This is a genomic window from Streptomyces sp. NPDC056628 (assembly GCF_042792555.1).
Lineage (GTDB): Bacteria > Actinomycetota > Actinomycetes > Streptomycetales > Streptomycetaceae > Streptomyces.
Window position 1 is genome coordinate 26092 of sequence record NZ_JBHTWG010000027.1, and the last position, 19677, is coordinate 45768.

Genomic DNA, 19677 nt, shown 5'->3' on the forward strand with positions numbered 1-19677 from the left:
GCGGTCGTGGGGCGGCATCTCACGGGGTTCTGCCGCTGTCACCGGGCGCCTGGACCAGATCACCCCGACGTGGGTTGGAGAGCTCCGGGCCTGTGGACCGTGCAGGAGCGTCCTCTGAGGGACTGTAGGGCGTTCGGTGCAACTCCCGATCATGGGAGATGCGTCGATGTCCAGTGAGAACGTGTCCGGGTCCGAGACCGTCGAGCCTACGGAGGCTGCGTCGGCGAAGGGCCGTGGACGACCTGTTGATCGACGAGCTGGTGGGCCGCGCCCGGGCCGGGGGCCTGCAGCTGTCCGGCGAGGGCGGGCTGTTGCGGCAACTGGCCAAGCGGCTGCTGGAGTCCGCCCGGGAAGGCGGGATCACCGGCCGCCTCGGGAGATGGCAAGCGCGATGCGGCCGGAAGGTACGGCGGCAACTCCCGCAACGGCCAACGCTCCAGGACCGTCCTGACCGGCATCGGTCCGGTGGAGATGACCGTGCCTCGCGGCCGGGACGGCTCCTTCGAACCGAAGATCGTCAGGAAGCGGCAGAAGCGCCTCACCGGCGTCGACGGGATGGTCGTCTCGCTGGCGCGAAGGGCGTGACCGCCGGCGGGGTCCAGGCCCACCTGGCCGGGGTCTGTGGCGCCGACGTCTCCCGCCAGACCGTATCCGCCCTCGCCGGCAAGGTCTGCGAGGGCATGGCCGAATGGCAGAGCCGCCCCCTCGACCCGGTCTGTCCGGTCGTCTTCGTCGACGCCGTCCACGTGAGGATCCGTGACGGCGCGGTGGCCGATCGGCCCGTCTGTGTGGCTGTGGCCGTCACCACCGGGGGCCGGGGGGAGAGCCCGGGGCTGTGGGCCGGCGACGGCGGCGAGGGCGCCAAGCACTGGCCGCACACCCTCACCGAGATCAAGGACCGCGGCGTGAACGACCTGCTCGTGCCGGTCCGCGACGGGCTCAAAGGGGCTGCCCGAGGCGGTGGGGACCGTCTGGCCGAAGGCGATCGTGCGCACCTGCGTGGGGCATCTGCTGCGGAACTCCTTCCGCCGTGCCACCCGCCAGGACTGGGACAAGATCGCCAAGCTCCTCAAGCCCGTCTGCACCACTCGTGCCCGAGAACCCTCGGCTCCCTCAGAATGCTGAAAGCTTCTCTGCATCAATGATAGTGAAAAGCCGATTTTCATGCGGAAGTTGCATGGATTCGGGTAAGATGATGGCATGGGATTGCGCTTGGAGGAGTCGCTGCGGCTGACGGTGGCCGCGTTGATGCAGGTAACGGGTGAATCGCAGCGGTCGGTCGCGGGGGTGCTGGGACTGACGCAGACACAGGTGTCGCGCCGGCAGTCGGGCGCCGTCTCCTGGAGCCTGCGCGACGTCGACGTCCTGGCCGAGCACTACGGCATCGGCGCGCTGGACCTCCTGGCGGGTCCGACCAGAGCGTGCGAGGCGCTTGCCGCCGGCAGGCGCCGTACCGTGCGGACCGAAGCGAGGGGGACGGGCCGGTGAGCGACTTCGACGCGATCGACTCGCTGCTCGAGGCCGTCGGACCCCAGGCCGAACTCCCGCCCTGCCACGTGCGCCGCGAGCTGCGCGAGCGGGCCCGGCTGTCCAAGGCACAGGTGGCACGCGCGCTCGGCGTGAGCCCCTCAACCCTCAGCGGATGGGAAAGCGGCCGGGACCCGGCCGGCGAGATCCGCACCAAGTACGCCTACCTGCTGGACGGACTGAACGCCAAGCTCGCCACCGAGACCGAGACCGAGACCGAGACCGAGACCGAGACCGAGAGCGAGAGCGAGACCGGGACCGAGGCGGCGCCGGCTGCGGAGCAGCCCGTCACGCCAGGCACGGCCGCGACCGCCACTCCCTTGTCCTCGCCCGACCTCGGCCAGGACGGGGACGGGGACGGGGACGATGTGGAGCTGCTCGTCGCCCCCGAGCCCTGTGTGCTGTGCGGCCGTCCGGCCGGACACCGCGTGGCGGGGTTCGCTCAGCACCTGACCCCGGCCCACTGCCGGCCCACCACCACCGCAGCCCCAGCTGCCCCGCCAGCCGGACAGCCCACCGCGCACACCCCGAAAACGCCGCCGCGCACGGCACGTCCGGCGCGTGCGACGCAGCGTTCCAAGGGCCCGGCCCGCCACGCGTTCCAGGAGCCGTCCGGCCCGGCCGACCTGATCCGCGAGGCCGTGCGGGGCGCGCTCAACGAGCACCGGGGCGACGTCGACGCAGCCACGGCGGCGCTGGTCAAGCGCGCGATCCCGGACGCGATGCGACTGCTGGACGAGACCCGTAAAGGCGCCCGCTACGACGTGATCGCGCACCCCTGGATCCCCGACATCCTCAAGAAGCAGACCGCCCGCGGAGCCGACCAGATCTGGGAAGCCCGCCCCAAGTGGACCCGCCGCGAACTCCCGCCCGGCCGGCATCAGGTGACCGCGCTCGACATCAACGGCGCCTACCTCTCCGCCCTCAAGACGCACCTCCCCCTGGGCCAGCTCGAGCACTCCACCGGCCTCGCCCACGACCGCCGCCGCTCCGGAGTCCACCTGATCACCCCGCCCGAGTGGGAGCACGAAGCGGTGCTGCCCAACCCGATCGGACAGCGCGACGAGCCCGGCCCGCTGTGGGTCACCGAGCCGACACTCCGCCTCCTGCTGCGCCTGTCCGGCCCCAGGCACCAGCTGTGCGAGCCTCCTCGGATCCACGAGTCGTACACCTCCGGGACCACGGAGAACCTCCTGGAAAAGTTCCGCATCGCCCTGAAGGACGCCCGCGACACGGCGATCGAGCAGGGCGATGCGGTGACGCTGGAGTACGTGAAGGCGATGTACTCGAAGTTCGTCTCCACGATGGGGGAGTCGAACTACAACCGGGAGCTCTACCGTCCGGACTGGATGCACCTCATCCGCAGCCAGGCCTTCGCCAATCTGTGGCTCAAGGCGCTCAAGGCCCATGACGAGGGCCTGGCCGTCGTCCGGGCGATGGGCACCGACGAACTCCACGTCATCGGTGACTGGCGCCGTGTCTTCGCCGAAGGCCGAGCTGTTACCGAGGTCAAGGTCAAGGACACGTACACCGCCGGAACCGACGCCGCCGGCCGCGCAGGCGAGGGGGAGTAGTGCCGCAGAAGAACATCGACTTCGGACGGTTCGGCGCCCGGGGCATCAAGGGCAGCGACGCCGTCGCGCGCAAACTCGACGAACTCGCGGGCGGCATCGCCACTCCCGTGACCGCCAAGCGCGGCTGGACGGCGCGCCTGCACTACCTGACGAAGTCGACCCAGACCCTGAAAGCCGCGCGGGACGCCGGACTCACCGTGACCCACCGGACGCTGAAGGCCTGGCTGGAGGGCAAACGCCGCCCCTCCAAGGCCAACCTGGAACGCCTCGACCAGGCGTACCGGACGGTACGCCGGCACAACGTCGCCCGCCATCTCCTCAGGCGCCTCAACCGCGACGGACGCGGCACCCGGGTGGAGATCCACCCGCTCAACCAGTCCCAGGTGCCGCGGCCGCTGCAGCGCGTGGTGGAGTACCGGACGATGAACGTGCGCCGCTGGGACCGCATCGTCGGCTCCTGGGCGGCCGGCGACCACCAGGGCCTCGACGCCGCGTGGCAGGACACGATCGTCGACCTCGGCTCGCAGTGGGGCCAGTACGAGTACGTCACCAACGTCGGCTTCGCCGCATAGAGCCCGCTGTAGGTTCGGCCGCTTCGTTACCCCTCCGGCCGCCGACCCGGCGACCGGCCCGGTCCGCTGCGCGCGCGACGTCGTGCCGGCCGACCTGTGGGACAAGCAGGTCGGGCTCCTCATGCGGGACTACCCCTACGACTCGGTCATGGCCGCCCGAGTCCTCGGCCAGGGCTACGCCTATCTGCTGACCGCGATGAACCACCTGGGCGAGGGGCTGGGGCTGGCGCCCAGCAAGCTCGTCGACATCGGCGTCCACACGGTCATCCTGGACACCGTCGCGTACGCCGAGCTGTGCGAGAAGTTCAACGACGGACAGTTCTTGCACCACGTGCCCAAGGTGGACATGAAGAACGACGGCTCCGTGATCAAGACGGCCCACATCGTCGCCGCCGACGGCTGGGAGGTCGACCTGCCGCTGTGGACGGATGCCGCCGACTGCGGCCCGTGCCACCCCGGCAACGACTCGCACTGACCACCCCGCAACGGCGAGCCCCTCGGGCCCCGGCCATACGGCTGGGGCCCGAGAGCACGTCCGGGCGAGATTTCAGTGAACCGGTCCGCGGCCCGGTCGCGGCCGCCAGGATGGGCCGGGTGACCACCAGCACCGCAGACCTCTGGCACCACTGCGGCCGCGCCCGCGCCACCAGTGACCGCGCCGTTCCCGACACCTTCTACTGGAGTTGGGGCCAGGACGCCGGGCCCGGACCTGAGGTCCTCGGTGACCTGACCGGCCGCTGGGTGGGCGACCTCGGCGCCGGCGTAGCCCGGCACGCAGCACACCTGGCGGTTCACCATCAGCCGGCACAGGTCGTCGCCGTCGATGCCTCGCCCGCCCAGCACGCCATGGCAACCGACCTCTACGCTCACCTCGCCCCGCGCCTGCGTATCGTGCAGTCCGGCGCGGCGCCCCACCTGCAGGCGATGACCGGCACGTACGACGTGCTCTACAGCGTCTTCGGCGCCGTGGACTTCACCGACCCACGCGAGCTGCTCCCGACGGCGGCAGCCGCCCTCAAGCCGGGCGGACGACTGGTGTTCGCAACCCTCGGCCACTACCTGAACGGGGCACCTGCCCAGCCCGATGCCGTGGCTGCCGACATCCCGGCAAAGACGCCGGACGGCGAAGCCACCACGATGCGCCGCTGGGTCCTCCAAGAGCATGTGTGGACCAAGCTGCTCGACGAGGCCGGATTCATCAACATCACCGTTGACGTGCTGCCCGCCGCCACCGGCGGGCCTCGCACCGCCGACACCCTGCTGGTAAGCGCGTACCACCCGTCCTAGAACAGGGCCCAGCTGAGCCGGGTCAGGTCGGCCGAGCGGGTGCCGGCGGGCTGGTAGTGGAGATCCGGCGGGTTCCCTGGTGTCCCTCACACAGACAGGACCGCCGTTCATCCTGGTCAAGGGGTCTCACAGGAAGTCCACTCGATGCTGTGAGTTCCGGCGATTACTGGCAGATTCCTGTAGTACAGCCCGTAATTTGCGTGCTCGTGGCGGATTCCGGGACTCGCCGCTTCTCCGTCGTGACAGGCGGGGAGGGCGATGACGTACAGGACCGGCCAGGCGATCGAGAACACCCGGAGCCTGGTCTCGCCGACGTGCGGACGCTGCAGCGCATGGCCGCGGACACTCCGAGCCCAGTTGACGAGCGCGCGTTGTTTCAGGACGCCGTCGCGGAGTACCTGTGGGCCCGTGACGTGGCGGGCCTGTCGCCGCGGACGCTGGAGTCCCTGGTCAGCTGTGCGCTGAGTAATCGCCTTGCAGCACAGTAAAAGCCAAAAGGTACTCAGGTTGAACTCGTGGACTGCGGTGGCCCGTGACGGTTCTTGATCGCTGCGGTACGGACAGGGTCATGCGGTACGAGCGTGGGGGCGGGCTGAGGCCCGTGGAGTAGGAAAGGAGTCAAGTCCGCTGGGGTGGTGTATCGACGGCTGCTCGGTGAAGCTCGTTTTGAGGCTGCGCGACGGCCGCTCCTGTCATGCCTCCTGCGATAGCGGGAGCGGGCTGTTCCCCCGATCCGCGCACGATCAGTCGGGTGGGGACGGTGATGGTGCGGGCGCGGGAGCGGTCGCCGTCGAGCCGGGCCAGGGCGGTGGCCGCGGCTGCCCTGCCGATTTCCTCAGGGTCCTGGGCGACGACGGTCAGGGCTGGTTCGAGTGCCTCGGCGAGCGCGATGTCGTCGAAGGCGACGACGGCGATGTCCTTGCGTCCGCTGCGGGCGAGTTCGGTGACGATGCCCAGCGCGATGAGGTTGTTGCCGGCGAACAGGGCGGTGGGGGGATCGGGCAGGCTCAGCAGCTGGGAGGTGGCGGTGGAGGCCCCGTGCTGGTCGTGAGCGTTGGTGACGAGGGAGCGGTCGTGGGGGAGGCCGGCTTCCTCGAGGGCCGTGCGGTATCCGGCCAGGCGTTCTCGGCGTGTGTAGAGCTTGGTGGGCAGGTCGCCGATGAAACCGATGCGCCGGTGTCCATGGGAGATCAGGTGGGCGACACCGTCGTGGGCGCCCGCCCGGTTGGAGCTGACGACGCTGTCGGTGGCCAGGCCGGCTCCAGGGCGGTCGAGGAAGACGACGGGCAGGCCCGCGGTGCGGTGGGTCTTGAGGTGCGAGTGGGTGGCGTCGACAGCCGGTGCGACCATCAGGATGCTGATGCGGCGGGCGAGGAACGTGTCCGTCAGGGCGCGTTCACGGTCGGGGTCGTCGGCGGAGGAGCCCATGAGCAGGGTCAGGCCGCGGTCGCGGACGGTGTCCTCGATGCTGCGGGCCACGGCTCCGAAGAAGGGGTTGGCGAGGTCGGGGATGACCAGGCCGATGGTGGTGTCGGGTCCGCCGACGCGGATGTTGCGGGCCATGAGGTTCGGCTGGAAGCCGAGCTTGGCCACGGCGGCGAGCACCTGTTGCCGGGTGTGGGCTGAGGCGGGGCCGTCCTCGTTGAGGACGCGGGAGACCGTCTTGGCGCTGACGCCCACTTCCCGGGCCACGTCTGCGAGGGTGGGGCGGCGGTTCGCTGCCATGGAGTAAACAGTCTCCCCTGCTCGTGGGTTCCGGCCGTGGTGGCGCGGTCCGCTGCCCCCGGCCGGAACCCGTGAGTGTTCGTCGTATGTCAGTTGGCCTGGATGCCCGCGGCCTTCGCCGCTTGCGAATCCGCGACGACAGTATCTCCGGCCTCATCGATGCTGAGTGCGCCGGTCATGATGGCGACGACCTCGGCCATCGAGTAGTCGCAGGGCTTGATGAGGGCGGCGCGCCGGCCCAGCCGGTGGACGTGGATCCGGTCCGCGATCTCGAAGACGTGGGGCATGTTGTGGCTGATGAGTACCACCGGCATGCCCTTGTCGCGGACGCGGCGGATGAGGTCGAGGACCTGGCCGGACTCCTTCACGCCGAGGGCGGCGGTGGGTTCGTCCATGACGACGACGGAGCGGGCCCAGGCGACGGCGCGGGCGACCGCCACGGCCTGCCGCTGTCCGCCGGAGAGGGTCTCGACCGCTTGCGTCAGCGAGCGCAGACCGATCTTCAGATCGGCCATGTGTTCGGCGGCCTCCTGCCGCATCCGCTTCTTGTCCAGCATGCGGAAGGCGCTGCCGAGGATGCCTGGCCGGCGCAGTTCGCGGCCGAGGAACACGTTGGAGGCGATGTCCATGGAGGCGGCCACGGCCAGGTCCTGGTAGACCGTCTCGATGCCGTGGGCGCGGGCGCTCTGCGGGCCGTTGAACTGGATGGGCTCGCCGTTCAGGCGGATCTCGCCCGCGTCGGGGGCCACCGCGCCGGTGAGAGCCTTGATCAGGCTCGTCTTTCCGGCTCCGTTGTCGCCGATGACGGCGAGGACCTCGCCGGGCAGCAGGTCGAAGTCGGCGCCGTCGATGGCGGTGACGTGGCCGTACCGCTTCACCAGTCCGCGGGCCTGCAGAACGGGGGCGGGGGTGGCGGTCATCGGGCCTTCTTCCGGGAGATCTGGTCGACGGTCACCGCGAGGATCACCAGTACGCCGGTGATCAGGGTCTGGTAGATGGAGGCGACACCCATCAGCTGCAGGCCGTTGCGGAACACGCCGACGATGAGGACGCCGATGAAGGTGCCGAGGACCGAGCCGCGGCCGCCGAAGAGGCTGGTGCCGCCGAGGACGACGGCGGTGATGCTGTCGAGGTTGTCGGTCTGTCCGGCCTGCGGGTCGCCGACTCCGGTGCGGGAGATGAGCAGCAGGGCGGCGATGCCGTACAGCAGGCCGGCCACGGTGTAGATGCCGATGGTCAGCCGGGAGGTGCGGATGCCGTTCAGCCGGGCCGCTTCCTGGCTGTTGCCGAGGGCGTAGACGTGCCGGCCCCAGCCGGTGCTGCTCAGCGCGTAGGCGAGCAGCAGGAACAGGGCGATGGTGACCAGGGAGCCGTAGGTGATGTCGGTGTGGCCGAGCGGGAAGGTCCGCCCGAGAGCCGTGAGCGGGTCGGGCAGATTGGTGACGGTCTGTTCCGCGGAGTAGATGTGCGTCAGCGCGAAGGCCACGTTGAGCATGCCGAGGGTGACGATGAACGGCGGCAGCGGGATCTTCTGCACCAGCAGTCCGTTGAGCAGGCCGAAGGCGGCGCAGACGGCGATGCCCAGGGCGATGGCGAGCAGCGGTGGCAGGGTGCCCTCGGCCGCCATCTTGGCGATCATGATGCTGCCGAACGCCATCACGGCCCCGCACGACAGGTCGATGCCCGCGGTGAGGATGATCAGGGTCTGTCCGATGGCGAGGGTGCCGACGACCATGACCTGCTGCACGATCAGGGAGAAGTTCCCGCCGGTGAGGAACTGTTCGGTCGAGAGGGCGAAGAAGACGCAGGCCAGGAGGAGGGCGACCAGGGGCCCGGTGGTCGGCGCCGTGAGCAGTCTGCGGGCCGTGCTCGGTGCGGTGAGCCCGGCGTACGGCTTGGACGTGTCCGGGGGGGTGGTCGTGGCTGTCATGCGAAGTCCTTGTCGGAAGACAGATGTCCTTGTCCGTCCCCGTCGGAGGACAAGGGAACGAGGGGGCGGCCGTCCCCGGTCGGGGAGGAGGGGCGGCCGCCCCGCTGAGAGGGAGAGACGATCCTCGGGGCGGCTCAGCCCCAGCAGTTCTCCAGGCCGTAGGCGGTGTCCTTGGACGTGACCCCGTCCTGCGCCTTGTCGGTGATCAGGGTGACGCCGGTGTCGGTATAACCGGACGCCTTCTTGCCGTCCTTGGCGTACGTCACGACGGCCTTGACGCCCTGGGCGGCCATCTTCAGCGGGTACTGCTGGGAGGTGGCGGCGATCTTGCCGTCCTTGACGGCCTGGGTGCCGGTGCAGCCGCCGTCGACGGAGACGATCAGGACATCCTTCTCCTTGCCCTTGGCCTTCAGGGCGGTGTAGGCGCCCAGGGCGGCGGGCTCGTTGATGGTGTAGACGAGGTTGATGCCGGGTTCCTTCTGCAGGCAGTTCTCCATCGCGGTCTGGCCCTTGGCCTGGTCGCCGCCTGTGTCCTGGGCGCAGACGACGTCCTTGTCGGTGGCGCCGAAGCCCTTCAGGAAGCCGTTGTGCCGCTGCACGCCGACGGAGACGCCGGGCGCGAGGTCGAGGGTGGCTATCTTCGCCTTCTTGCCCTTCATGGCGGCCTTGGCGTAGTCGCCGATCAGCTCGCCGGCCTTGAGGTTGTTGGTGGCGAAGAGGGCGTCGACCGCGCTCTGCGGCTCGGTCGGGCTGTCCAGGGCGATGACGAGGACGCCCTTGGCCTTGGCCTTCGCGATCGCCGGCACGATCGCCTTGGAGTCGCTCGGGGTGATCAGGATGCCCTTCACGCCGGCGGCGACCATGTTCTCGATGGCTGTGACCTGACCGGCGTTGTCACCGTCGAACTTGCCTGCCGCGGTCATGAGCTGGACGCCCTCGGCCTTCGCCGTCTTCTCGGCGCCCTCCTTCATCTTCACGAAGAACGGGTTGGTGTCGGTCTTGGTGATCAGGCCGACCTTGACCTCGCCGGAACCGGCGCTGGACGAACCCGATCCGGAACCGGAGCCGCAGGCCGTCAGGGTGAGGGCCGCGACGCCCGTGACAGCGGCTGCTCTGAGGAGGGAGGAGGACAGGCGAGTGGTGCGAGACATGAACGACTCCTGCGGGATAGCGAGCGGCGCGGGACCGGGATCAGAGCATGCCGCCCGGGTGTCATCGTTGACTTATGTCATCGTTGACACTGCTTGCCGAGGATGATGGACTCCGCCTCCAGGAAACGTCAATGCCCTGTGTCTGTCACAAATCGGCAACGCCCGCGGCCTCCGTCAGCCCGTAGCTGTTCGGCAGCTGTGCCATGACGCGTCCGGTGTGCCCGCACGTTCGTCAGAGAAGAGCAGCCCATGAGCCCGCGTCAGATCACCGTCCTGGGGGAGTGCGTCGCGGACGCGTTCGCCGAACCCGCAAGTGCCTCCAACGAGCTCGCCCTGCGGGTGCTGCCCGGCGGCGGACCCGCGAATACGGCAGTGGCTCTGGCCCGCCTCGGCACCCCGGCCCGCTTCCTCGCGCGATTGTCCGGCGACGTGTTCGGCCGCCTGTTCCGCGCCCACCTGGAGGCGTCCGGGGTGGACCTGTCGTACACCGTGCCGGCCATGGAACCCAGCACACTGGCCGTGGCGGAGCTCGATGCCCAGGGGCAGGCCGCGTTCTCCTTCCATGCCCAGAACACGGCCGACTGGCAGTGGACGCCCGAGGAACTGGCGCGGGTGGATGTGTCCGAAACCGCCTGCGTGCACACCGGATCGCTGGCCCTGGTCCGTGAGCCGGGCGCGGCGGTGGTGGAGGAATTCGTGGCGGCTGCCGCCCGCCGGGCGACCATCAGCATCGACCCCAATGTCCGGCCGCTGCTGGTGCGCCCCGAGGTCTACCGCGCCCGGCTGGCGCACTGGTGCGCCCTCGCCGATGTGCTCCGGCTGAGCGAGGACGACCTGGAACTCCTGCTGCCGGGCACCCCGCCCGAGCAGGCGTGCGACCTCTGGCACGCGGCCGGGGCGCAGCTCGTCGTGATCACCCGCGGCGCCGGCGGCGTACTGGCCTCCCTCGACGGCGAACGGATCGAGGTGCCCGCCGTGCCGACAACCGTCGCGGACACGGTCGGGGCGGGAGACTCCTTCACCGCCGGGCTGCTGCACCACCTCGGCACCCGTGGACTCCTCGGCGGCAGGCTGACGGACATCCGTCTTGCGGATGTCGCGGACGCCTGCCTGTTCGCTGCCCGGGTTGCGGCCCTGACTTGTTCGGTCGCCGGCCCGAACCCACCGTGGCAGAACCAGTTGGAGCAGGCCGCCGCCCTCGGCCGCGCATGACGGTCGGGTGAGCCGCCCACAGGTGACCTGGCGCAACAGTTGACGCATGGGCCGCACTGCCCCCATCATCGGGCCACTCGGTGTCATCGCTGACACAAGTCAACGATGACACTCCTTGTCGGGCGCCGTGGACGTCGGCGCCTGTCAAGGCGTCAATTCTTCGGTTGGTACCGCGCTGGGCAGCAGGATCCGCTGCGCGGACAGCCGCAGCACAGGAGACATCATGAGCTCTGGACGTGTATCCCGGCATGCCCGCCCACGGATGATCGCGGCGGTGGCGACCGTCTGCGCCCTGTCCGCAGCCCCGCTGGCCCCCCAAGCCGTCGCTGCCGACACCCCGCTGTACGCGGAGACCTACCGGCCCCAGTTCCACTTCACCCCGGAGAAGAACTGGATGAACGACCCCAATGGCCTCGTGTACTACCACGGCGAATATCACCTCTTCTACCAGTACAACCCCCACGGCAACTCGTGGGGCGACATGTCCTGGGGGCACGCCGTCAGCACGGACCTCGTGCACTGGAAGCAGCTGCCGCTCGCTCTGTCGCACGACGACAACGAGATGGTGTTCTCCGGCAGCGCGGTCGTCGACTGGAACAACACCACCGGGTTCGGCACGAAGAAGAACCCGCCCATGGTCGCCATCTACACGAGCTACTACAAGAGCACCGGCATCCAGGCCCAGTCGATCGCCTACAGCACCGACCGCGGCCGCACCTGGACCAAGTACCAGGGCAACCCCGTCATCGACATCGGCTCCCGCGACTTCCGCGACCCCAAGGTCCAGTGGTACGCGCCGACCAAGAGCTGGCTGATGACGGTGTCGCTGTCCACCGAGCACAAGGTGCGGTTCTACTCCTCCAAGAACCTCAAGGACTGGACGCAGCTCAGCGAGTTCGGGCCTGAGGGCGCGACCGGCGGCGTGTGGGAGTGCCCCGACCTGTTCCCCCTCGCCGTCGACGGCGACCCGGACAACATCAAGTGGGTCCTGGTCGTCAACATCAACCCGGGTGGAATTGCGGGCGGTTCGGCCGCCCAGTACTTCATCGGTGACTTCGACGGCACGAAGTTCACCGCCGACGACAAGGGCACCTACACCCCGCCCACCGGCACGGTCATGCAGAACTTCGAGAGCACCGACTTCGGTACATGGACGACCACCGGCACCGCCTTCGGCGACGGACCGGCGGCCGGCGCGGTGGACGGGCAGGGGGCCGTCGACGGCTTCGACGGCAAGGGCCTCGCCAACAGCTTCCACGCCGGTGACGGCACCACCGGCACCCTCACCTCACCCGAATTCACCGTCGACAGCCCCTACCTGAACTTCAAGGTCGGCGGCGGACGGCACCCGCACGAGGCCGGAACCGTCATGGAGCAGGGACCGCCGCCCGCAGGTACGGTCCTCGCGGACTTCGAAGGCGGCGCCTACGGCGACTGGACGAAGACCGAAGACGCCTTCGGCTCCGCCCCGGCCACCGGCACCCTCCCCGGCCAGCAGGAAGTCTCCGGATACCTGGGCAGCGGCCTGGTCAACACCTTCCTGAACGGCGACTCCACCACAGGCACCCTCACCTCGCCCGAATTCACCATCGACAAGAACCACATCAACTTCCTCATCGGCGGCGGCAACCACCCGACCAGCGCCGCCAACCCCACCGCCCTCGAGCTCCTCGTCGACGGCCAGGTTGTGCGCAGCGCCACCGGAAAGGACGCCGAGGCGCTCAACTGGGACTCCTGGGACGTCAGCGACCTCGCCGGCAAGAAAGCACAGATCAAGATCGTCGACGACAACACCGGCGGCTGGGGCCACCTCAACGTCGACCACATCATGCTGTCCGACACCAAGGCCCAGCCCGTCTCCCAGGAGACGTCCGTCAACCTGATCGTCGACGGCCAGGTCGTCCGCAGCGCCACCGGCGCCAACAGCGAGACCCTCGACTGGGCCTCCTTCGACCTGCGCCCCTACGCCGGCAAGAAGGCGAAGATCCAGGTCGTCGACATGAACACCTCCGGCTGGGGCCACATCCTGGCCGACCAGTTCACCGCCGCCGACAAGCCCGCCAAGTCGGTCGTGCAGCGCGCCGACTGGGCCGACTACGGCAAGGACTACTACGCGGCCGTGTCCTGGGAAGACGCGCCCGGCGGCAAGCGCTACATGATCGGCTGGATGAACAACTGGGACTACGCCGGCGCCATCCCCACCTCCCCCTGGCGCAGCGCACAGAGCGCCCCCCGGGAGATGGCCCTGCGCACCATCGACGGCCGGATCCGGCTCACCAGCAAGCCGGTGAACAGCCTGTCGTCCCTGCGCCAGGACTACCCGGCGACCGCGGCCGGCGTCACCGTCACCAGCACCACAAAGCCCCTGATCGGCCCCGCGGCCAAGGGCAAGGCACTCGACATCGAGGCCACCTTCTCCCTCAAGAACGCCGACCGCTTCGGCCTGAAGGTCCGCACCGGCGCCGGAGGCGAGGAGACCGTCATCGGCTACGACACCACGACACAGGAGCTGTACGTCGACCGCACCCACTCCGGCGCCGTGGACTTCAACAGCACCTTCCCCGGCGTCCAGACCGCGCCACTGAAGGCCAAGGACGGCAAGGTCAAGCTGCGGATCCTCGTCGACTGGTCATCCGTCGAAGTCTTCGGCGGCAGCGGCGAAGCGGTCATCACCGACCAGATCTTCCCCGACCCCGCCAGTCAGGGAGTGCAGGTCTTCGCCGAGAACGGCTCAGTGAAGCTGGACCAGGCCCGCGTCTGGCACCTCGGCTCCTACCGCGACTGACCCTCACCTCACGCCGGACCACGGAGGAGCCCACACCGTGAACAAGACCCTGCTCGCCGAGTTCACCGCCCGCAAGGGCGCGGAGGACGAGGTCGCCCGCCTGATCCTGGACTACGCCAAGAAGGTCCGCGAGGAAGACGGCAACCTCACCTTCGACGTCTACACCAAGACGTCCAACCCGCGCGCCTACTGGATCTTCGAGGTGTACCGAGACGAGGACGCCTTCCAAGCTCACCTGAAGGCCCCATACGGCGGCCCGTTCAACACCGCCCTCGCCCCGCTGATCGAAGAGGACACCTCGGTCCTGACCTTCCTCGAACCGGCGGCTTGAGCCTGGCCGGCCCGCCTCGCGGGCCGGCCATCACACGTTTAGCCGTACGGGCCGAAGCGTGCCGCGGCCGAGTCACACGGAAGAGTCTGCTGCTCCAGGCCTGTGTCCCCCCGGCCCGGCACGCTTGGGCCCCTTGGGCAGTCCGACGTCGAATCATGAGTGTGCACGCACAGCCGTGCTCGGCGGTGCACACAAGGGTGTATGCCGACACCGGATGCCCGAGAACGCCCCGCGAGATCACTCAACCGATCGCACACCCCCGCCTATGCCCCGAGAGGACCGACAGGTTCACGCTCGATCCCCTCCAGGAAATTGGGAACCTGTCGGCTTCGGTCGGCGTCGGGGTGGAGGCGGGCCCCGGCGGTGCCGTCGGTGAGGGTGGGCAGCCCGGTGGGTTGGGCCGGTGTGGGGGCCGGTGCGGCTCGCCCGAGGAGGTTGAGGGCGGCCTGGGGGCCGTGGTCGCGGCGGGCTGCGGCGATCTCGTCCAGGTCCCAGGCCATCGCGCCGACGACGGTGCGCCGCGGGCCGCGGGCCTCGACGGTGCCGCGCACGAGCAGCACCCCCGGGTGGAACACGGTGCGGGCGACCTGCTCGTGTGAGTCCTCGAAGAACGCGATGTCGACCAGGCCGGAGCCGTCCTCCAGCGTGCAGAAGATGACGCGTTTCCCGGACGGGATCGGCGGTGTCTGGGCGGCCGGCGACCACCAGGGCCTCGACGCCGCGTGGCAGGACACGATCGTCGACCTCGGCTCGCAGTGGGGCCAGTACGAGTACGTCACCAACGTCGGCTTCGCCGCATAGAGCCCGCGCCGAAAAGTGGTCTTTGGCGCCTGCTGGGATGGCGTACGGTAGGGGACACCGACGCGGGGTGGAGCAGCTCGGTAGCTCGCTGGGCTCATAACCCAGAGGTCGCAGGTTCAAATCCTGTCCCCGCTACTGCTGAAGAGCCCGGATCTACACGATCCGGGCTCTTTCGTGTTCCCGACACGACCCCACGGCCACCTCCTGCCGGGCAGGAGGCCCGGCCGTCCTTGCTGCCTGCCCGAGGGGACCGATCCCCGGCCATTCCCGCTGGACACTCTGCGGCGAACGGAGGAGTCGTCGGGGGCCGGCTTCACCCGCTTCACCAGCGGGTGGTCGGCGCAGACCACAAAGGACAAGCAGTGGCCGAAGGGGAGAGCTGCCACGGCGGATCCGGCCAGGACGGAGGACGCCGCGGTGGCGACGGCGAGCAGACGGCCCGTCAGGTGCAGGCAGGAGACCACCTGCGCGGCGCCGGGCATCGCTACGGGGTGCGCATAGCAGGGCCGGAGGCGGGCCGTACGCTCGGCGATGAGGTCGTCCACTACTGTCACCGTCAACTCGAAGCGGTCGTATAGCCCTTCGCAGGTGGCACGGACCGGGCGGCCTACGCACGCCGCAGTCCCCGCGGTTCCGGACTGGGCAGCTGTGATGGGTCAGACCCGCCGCGACAGCGGACCCCGGCGCGCCGCGCAAGGGCGCGCCGACCGCAGGCGCGCTGCCCGTCCTGCCGGTAGTGAGCCGTTGGCCTGCTGGGATGCCAGGGCAACGACGCGTGGATCGGCCGCAAGTACCGGGTGGTGGAGCGCTACGGCGCCTCCTCCTGCCTGGTGGGCGCCCACTTCCGCGCCAAGGGCATGACGTTCCAGGAGTCCTCCCGCCTCGATCCCGACACCTACGCGGCGCACGGCGGCTGCTTCCCGGTCCGGGTCGAGGACGCCGGTGTGATCGGCACGGTGACGGTCTGCGGACTGCCCCGGCTCCAGGTCCACCGGTTCGTCGTGGAGGCGCTGGAGCGGTTCCCCGGCAGGTAGCGGCCGCGCGGGTGGCGGACGCAGGATTACCGCGCGGCTCCCTCCGGTTGGCACCGGTGTGCACGACCATCACGACAGCACACCCACCTGGAGGGAAGGGACCCGATGAGCGAGACGACGGACAGCGCCCGCACCGTCAAGGAGTCGATCGGCCGCTACGGCGTCTGGAACGTGGGCCTCAGGGCGGAGGATCCGGCCCGCCGCGGCGACATCGCCGAGGCCGCCGCCGAACTGGAGCAACTCGGCTACGGGGCCGCCTGGCTGGGCGACAGCAGCGCGCCCCGGCATGCCGCGCCGCTCCTTGAGGCGACGTCCCGGCTGGTCGTCGGCACGAGCATCCAGAGCATCTGGCAGTACGAGGCCGAGGAGAGCGCGGCCGGTTTCGCCGAGCTGGAGTCGGCCCACCCGGGCCGCTTCCTGCTCGGCCTCGGCGTGAGCCACGCCAAGATGGAGGACCAGTACCGGCGCCCGTACTCCGCCCTGGTCGCCTACCTCGACGCGCTGGACGCGGCCGGTGTCCCGGCCGGGCGCCGGGTGCTCGCGGCCCTCGGCCCGAAGACCCTGGAGCTGTCCCGGGACCGGGCGGCGGGCGCGATCCCCTACCTCGTCACCCCCGAGCACACCGTGCGGGCCCGCGAGATCCTGGGCGAGGCCCCGCTGCTGGCACCGGAGCTCGGGGTCGTCCTGGAGAGCGACCCGGCCGCCGCCCGCGCCCTGGCCCGCGAGCACCTCGCGATGTACCTCACCCTCCCGAACTACACCAACAGCTTCCTGCGCCTGGGCTACACCGAGGACGACCTGGCCGACGGCGGCAGCGACCGCCTGGTGGACGCCCTGTACGCCTGGGGCGACGAGAGCCGCATCCACACCCGCCTCAACGCCTTCCACGAGGCGGGCGCGGACCACGTGGCGATCCAGGTGGTGACGGGTGGCCCGCGCGACTCCCTGCCACGGGAGGAATGGCGCCGCCTGGCCGCCATCCTGGACTGAGGCCGTCTTTCGGAGCACAGTCCGACCGTCCCGCCGCCCTCTGCTGGACGCCTCTTCTCGCGTGCGTCGTAGAGCTGCTGGGCGAGGGCGGCCTGGTCGTCGGTGAGCCTGGGGCGGCGCCCGCCGACCCGGTCGCGAGCGCGGGCGGCGGCCGGGCCGTCCACCGTGTTCGCCGCGGTCAGCTCGCGCTGGAGCTGGGCGAGCACTGACAGCATGCCGGACATCGCCCGACCCTCCACCGTGGCGGTGTCGATGCCCTGCTCCATCATGTGCAGCCCGATCTGCCGCTCGCGCCGCTCGGCGCCGGGTGTGAGCAGGTGGAGGACGGAGCGGGGGAGCCGGTCGAGCCGGGTGGTGTTGAGAGTGTCGCCGGGCCGCAGCAGTTGCAGCACGAGGTCGAGCTTCGGGCGGGACGCCTTCGCGCCGCTCGCGGTGTCGACATGGACGTCGTTCCGGTCCACGCCATGCCGCAAGGAGCGCGTCGATCTGACGATCAGGATTCTGGTCGCCGGTCGAGACTCGCGCGCAGCCGATGAGCAGGTGCCGCAATCCGCCTGACGGACCGTTCGCCGGCATGGATGTCCGACGCCGGTTGTCGACGCTGCCCACCTGACCAGCGGTGCTGCGCTGACCGCTTGAGCTCGCCTTCGTTTGCCGACGAGGGGCCGCGGTCGAGTGACTGGTGCGGGGGACATCCGCGGAAGGTCGGCCGAGGCCGGTGTCGGGCTGCGGGGTACGGATACGCGCCGGCAGGGCCGCGCCGCGGGGGCAATGGGTGTCAGGGGCTTCTAGTGCAGGGACGAGATGCCGGCGAGGAAGATGTCTACCCCGACAAGGAACTGCTCGCGGTCGTCGTGCTCGCCCAGATGAGTTGCCGCCGCGTGCACGAACGGGTACCGGCCCGGGTCGACCTGCGCCCATTGCGTGGCGGCGTTCTCCAGGAAGGTCTCCCGGTCCGGGTCGCTGCTGCCTGCGCGAAGCCGTGCGTTCGCGGCGTTGTGTGCGGCGACACCGAGGACGTAGTTCACGAGCGCGCCGGCTACGTCGAAGCGCGCCTTCTCCGGAACGCCGAGGGCATCCAGCAGGCGGCCGACGCCCTCGTAGAAGTCCAGTAGTACGGGCCGCCACGGTTGGCGGGAGAATTCCGCTCCGACCCAGGGGTGAGCGTCGATCGCGTCGAACAGGCCGAGGGTGAGGGCGCGCAGAGCAGCATGCGGATCCGCATCGGTGACCGCGCCGGACATCACGCCGGTGATGACCTCGTCAGCGGCCGTCGCGAGCAGATCACTCTTGTCCTTGACGTGGTGGTAGATCGCCCCGTAGCCGGTGCTCAGGCGCACGGTGAGTGCGCGCAGCGTCAGCGCCTTCTCGCCGCCACTGTCCAGCATCTCGATCGCCGCCTGGACGATCAGCTCCCTCGACAGGCTGTCCGCCCGCCGCGGGGCCCGCGCAGGTCCCTTCGCCGTCCTCTTCGCCACGGTCCCAGCATCGCATGGATGGAGCGTCGATCCAAACAGGTGTTAGCGTGATTGGAGTGACGATCCAAAGCGAGTGGGCGTCACGGCACCCCAAGGGTCCGGGAGGACACCATGACGACACCTGTCACGATCATCGGAGCCGGTCTGGGCGGCCTGACGCTGGCCCGCGTGCTGCACGTGCACGGCATCCCGGCCACGGTCTACGAGGTCGATCCCGCGCCGGACTCGCGCCGTCAGGGTGGCCTGCTCGACCTCCACCCCCACACCGGGCAGGCGGCTTTGGAGGCGGCCGGACTGATCGAGCAGTTCCGCGAGCTGATCCTCCCGGGCCGAGAGGCGTACCGGATCATGGACCGAGCGGCGAACGTGCTGCTCGACCTGCCCGACGTCGCAACCGGCGAACGCCCGGAGGTACCGCGCGGCGCACTGCGGCAGATGCTGCTCGACTCCCTGCCCGCCGGGACCGTCCGCTGGGGCCACAAGGTCACCGCCGTCAAGGCCCTCGGCGACGACCGCCACCAGGTGAGCCTCGCCGACGGCACCACCGTGGTCGCGGACCTGCTCGTCGGCGCCGACGGCGCCTGGTCGCGTGTGCGGCCGCTGCTGTCGAAGGCCACGCCACAGTACTTCGGCGTGTGCAGCGTGGAGACGTTCCTCTTCGAGGCGGAAACCCGTCACCCCGATTCCGCGAAGGCGGTCGGAGCCGGCTCCCTGTTCGCGCTCGCCCCGGGCCGCGGATTGCTCGCTCACCGTGAAGGCGGCGGGGTCCTGCACACCTACGTGCAGCTGAAGAAGCCCCAGGACTGGTTCACCGGCCTGGACACCAGCGATGCCGCAGCCCTCACCGCACGGGTGATGCAAGAGTTCGACGGGTGGGCCCCCGCACTGACCGCCCTGATCACCGACAGCGACACCCCGCCGGTGCTGCGCCCCGTCTTCACCCTGCCGGCCGGGCACCGCTGGGAGCGCGTGCCGGGGGTGACCCTGCTGGGCGATGCCGCGCACCTGCGGGCGCCGAACGGCGAAGGCGCCAACCTGGCCATGCTGGACGGCGCGGAACTCGGCCGCGCCCTCGCCGCACACCCCAACGATGTGGAGACCGCGCTCGCAGCACACGAACACGCGATGTTCGCTCACGCCGCCGCGGTGGAAGCGGACGACGACGGCTTCTACACGACCATGATCGACGACCACGCACCTCACAGCCTGCTCGCCCTGATGACCGGCGACGGACCGAACGCGTGATCCGTAGCCGCACGTACAGCCCCAAACGGCCCGAC

The 19677-nt window shown here is 69.9% G+C and carries 16 protein-coding genes, 1 tRNA gene and 5 pseudogenes; 15 read left to right on the forward strand and 7 right to left on the reverse strand.

Annotated features, from left to right (window positions below; translation table 11 throughout):
• Positions 1–166 precede the first annotated feature (166 nt).
• The 6 genes and pseudogenes from ACFRAC_RS26650 to ACFRAC_RS26675 form a co-directional block, all read left to right on the forward strand.
• Positions 167–1119, forward strand: a pseudogene (locus ACFRAC_RS26650) (IS256 family transposase); the annotation flags it as partial.
• Between the two features lie 81 nt (positions 1120–1200).
• Complete coding sequence (locus tag ACFRAC_RS26655; protein ID WP_382930750.1) at positions 1201–1488, forward strand: helix-turn-helix domain-containing protein; 288 nt, start codon at positions 1201–1203, stop codon at positions 1486–1488.
• On the forward strand, positions 1485–3101 hold the full coding sequence (locus ACFRAC_RS26660; protein ID WP_382930758.1) for a helix-turn-helix domain-containing protein: 1617 nt from the start codon (positions 1485–1487) through the stop codon (positions 3099–3101). The genes ACFRAC_RS26655 and ACFRAC_RS26660 overlap by 4 nt, the downstream gene beginning before the upstream one ends.
• Positions 3101–3673, forward strand: coding sequence for a transcriptional regulator (locus ACFRAC_RS26665; RefSeq protein ID WP_382930761.1), 573 nt, complete (start codon positions 3101–3103; stop codon positions 3671–3673). The genes ACFRAC_RS26660 and ACFRAC_RS26665 overlap by 1 nt, the downstream gene beginning before the upstream one ends.
• An 82-nt stretch (positions 3674–3755) precedes the next feature.
• Complete coding sequence (locus tag ACFRAC_RS26670; RefSeq protein WP_382930766.1) at positions 3756–4148, forward strand: glycine-rich domain-containing protein; 393 nt, start codon at positions 3756–3758, stop codon at positions 4146–4148.
• 110 nt (positions 4149–4258) lie between these two features.
• Entirely contained in the window at positions 4259–4960 is a 702-nt protein-coding gene (locus tag ACFRAC_RS26675; protein ID WP_382930773.1) for a class I SAM-dependent methyltransferase, read from the forward strand.
• A gap of 618 nt (positions 4961–5578) precedes the next feature.
• Here ACFRAC_RS26675 and ACFRAC_RS26680 read toward each other — a convergent pair.
• The 4 genes from ACFRAC_RS26680 to ACFRAC_RS26695 form a co-directional block, all read right to left on the reverse strand.
• A complete protein-coding gene (locus tag ACFRAC_RS26680; RefSeq protein ID WP_382930780.1) occupies positions 5579–6685 on the reverse strand; it encodes a LacI family DNA-binding transcriptional regulator in 1107 nt (368 codons plus the stop codon).
• Between the two features lie 89 nt (positions 6686–6774).
• A complete protein-coding gene (locus tag ACFRAC_RS26685; protein ID WP_382930792.1) occupies positions 6775–7605 on the reverse strand; it encodes an ATP-binding cassette domain-containing protein in 831 nt (276 codons plus the stop codon).
• Complete coding sequence (locus ACFRAC_RS26690) at positions 7602–8615, reverse strand: ABC transporter permease (protein ID WP_382930802.1); 1014 nt, start codon at positions 8613–8615, stop codon at positions 7602–7604. The genes ACFRAC_RS26685 and ACFRAC_RS26690 overlap by 4 nt, the downstream gene beginning before the upstream one ends.
• 134 nt (positions 8616–8749) lie before the next feature.
• Positions 8750–9766 (reverse strand): sugar ABC transporter substrate-binding protein, encoded by a 1017-nt coding sequence (locus ACFRAC_RS26695; RefSeq protein ID WP_382930812.1) that lies wholly within the window; start codon positions 9764–9766, stop codon positions 8750–8752.
• A 249-nt stretch (positions 9767–10015) separates the two neighbouring features.
• On the opposite strand from ACFRAC_RS26695, the gene ACFRAC_RS26700 reads away from it, so the two are divergent.
• The 3 genes from ACFRAC_RS26700 to ACFRAC_RS26710 all read left to right on the forward strand — a co-directional run bounded on the left by ACFRAC_RS26700 (position 10016) and on the right by ACFRAC_RS26710 (position 14094).
• Entirely contained in the window at positions 10016–10978 is a 963-nt protein-coding gene (locus tag ACFRAC_RS26700) for a carbohydrate kinase (RefSeq protein ID WP_382930816.1), read from the forward strand.
• A gap of 223 nt (positions 10979–11201) precedes the next feature.
• Positions 11202–13763: a GH32 C-terminal domain-containing protein gene (locus tag ACFRAC_RS26705; protein ID WP_382930823.1), complete on the forward strand. Its 2562-nt coding sequence runs from the start codon at positions 11202–11204 to the stop codon at positions 13761–13763.
• 37 nt (positions 13764–13800) lie between these two features.
• On the forward strand, positions 13801–14094 hold the full coding sequence (locus ACFRAC_RS26710; RefSeq protein ID WP_361350954.1) for an antibiotic biosynthesis monooxygenase family protein: 294 nt from the start codon (positions 13801–13803) through the stop codon (positions 14092–14094).
• Between the two features lie 332 nt (positions 14095–14426).
• Here ACFRAC_RS26710 and ACFRAC_RS26715 read toward each other — a convergent pair.
• Positions 14427–14789: pseudogene (locus ACFRAC_RS26715) on the reverse strand (OB-fold nucleic acid binding domain-containing protein); the annotation flags it as partial.
• Between ACFRAC_RS26715 and ACFRAC_RS26720 the strand changes: the two are divergent.
• From ACFRAC_RS26720 to ACFRAC_RS26740, 5 genes and pseudogenes are all read left to right on the forward strand, one after another.
• Positions 14770–14895, forward strand: a pseudogene (locus ACFRAC_RS26720) (transcriptional regulator); the annotation flags it as partial. The pseudogenes ACFRAC_RS26715 and ACFRAC_RS26720 overlap by 20 nt on opposite strands.
• Positions 14896–14956: 61 nt before the next feature.
• Positions 14957–15030 (forward strand) — tRNA-Met (locus tag ACFRAC_RS26725).
• 227 nt (positions 15031–15257) lie between these two features.
• Complete coding sequence (locus tag ACFRAC_RS26730) at positions 15258–15473, forward strand: hypothetical protein (protein ID WP_382930833.1); 216 nt, start codon at positions 15258–15260, stop codon at positions 15471–15473.
• A gap of 189 nt (positions 15474–15662) precedes the next feature.
• A pseudogene (locus ACFRAC_RS26735) lies at positions 15663–15929 on the forward strand (heme-binding protein); the annotation flags it as partial.
• Positions 15930–16034: 105 nt separating this feature from the next.
• Complete coding sequence (locus ACFRAC_RS26740) at positions 16035–16919, forward strand: LLM class F420-dependent oxidoreductase (RefSeq protein ID WP_382930844.1); 885 nt, start codon at positions 16035–16037, stop codon at positions 16917–16919.
• 188 nt (positions 16920–17107) lie between these two features.
• Here ACFRAC_RS26740 and ACFRAC_RS26745 read toward each other — a convergent pair.
• Positions 17108–17614, reverse strand: a pseudogene (locus ACFRAC_RS26745) (recombinase family protein); the annotation flags it as partial.
• Positions 17615–17707: 93 nt separating this feature from the next.
• Positions 17708–18397, reverse strand: coding sequence for a TetR/AcrR family transcriptional regulator (locus ACFRAC_RS26750; protein ID WP_382930858.1), 690 nt, complete (start codon positions 18395–18397; stop codon positions 17708–17710).
• A gap of 111 nt (positions 18398–18508) precedes the next feature.
• Here ACFRAC_RS26750 and ACFRAC_RS26755 point away from each other — a divergent pair, with 111 nt between their 5' ends.
• Positions 18509–19642, forward strand: a complete 1134-nt coding sequence (locus tag ACFRAC_RS26755) for an FAD-dependent oxidoreductase (RefSeq protein WP_382930869.1) — start codon at positions 18509–18511, stop codon at positions 19640–19642.
• The last annotated feature ends 35 nt before the right edge of the window (positions 19643–19677 follow it).

What these genes read in the sequence shown, in the direction of transcription:
- ACFRAC_RS26655 (WP_382930750.1), top strand. Translation starts at nt 1,201, where the DNA reads ATGGGATTGCGCTTGGAGGAGTCGCTGCGGCTGACGGTGGCCGCGTTG.
- ACFRAC_RS26675 (WP_382930773.1), top strand. Translation starts at nt 4,259, where the DNA reads ATGGGCCGGGTGACCACCAGCACCGCAGACCTCTGGCACCACTGCGGC.
- ACFRAC_RS26680 (WP_382930780.1), bottom strand. Translation starts at nt 6,685, where the DNA reads ATGGCAGCGAACCGCCGCCCCACCCTCGCAGACGTGGCCCGGGAAGTG.
- ACFRAC_RS26685 (WP_382930792.1), bottom strand. Translation starts at nt 7,605, where the DNA reads ATGACCGCCACCCCCGCCCCCGTTCTGCAGGCCCGCGGACTGGTGAAG.
- ACFRAC_RS26690 (WP_382930802.1), bottom strand. Translation starts at nt 8,615, where the DNA reads ATGACAGCCACGACCACCCCCCCGGACACGTCCAAGCCGTACGCCGGG.
- ACFRAC_RS26695 (WP_382930812.1), bottom strand. Translation starts at nt 9,766, where the DNA reads ATGTCTCGCACCACTCGCCTGTCCTCCTCCCTCCTCAGAGCAGCCGCT.
- ACFRAC_RS26700 (WP_382930816.1), top strand. Translation starts at nt 10,016, where the DNA reads ATGAGCCCGCGTCAGATCACCGTCCTGGGGGAGTGCGTCGCGGACGCG.
- ACFRAC_RS26705 (WP_382930823.1), top strand. Translation starts at nt 11,202, where the DNA reads ATGAGCTCTGGACGTGTATCCCGGCATGCCCGCCCACGGATGATCGCG.
- ACFRAC_RS26740 (WP_382930844.1), top strand. Translation starts at nt 16,035, where the DNA reads ATGAGCGAGACGACGGACAGCGCCCGCACCGTCAAGGAGTCGATCGGC.
- ACFRAC_RS26755 (WP_382930869.1), top strand. Translation starts at nt 18,509, where the DNA reads ATGACGACACCTGTCACGATCATCGGAGCCGGTCTGGGCGGCCTGACG.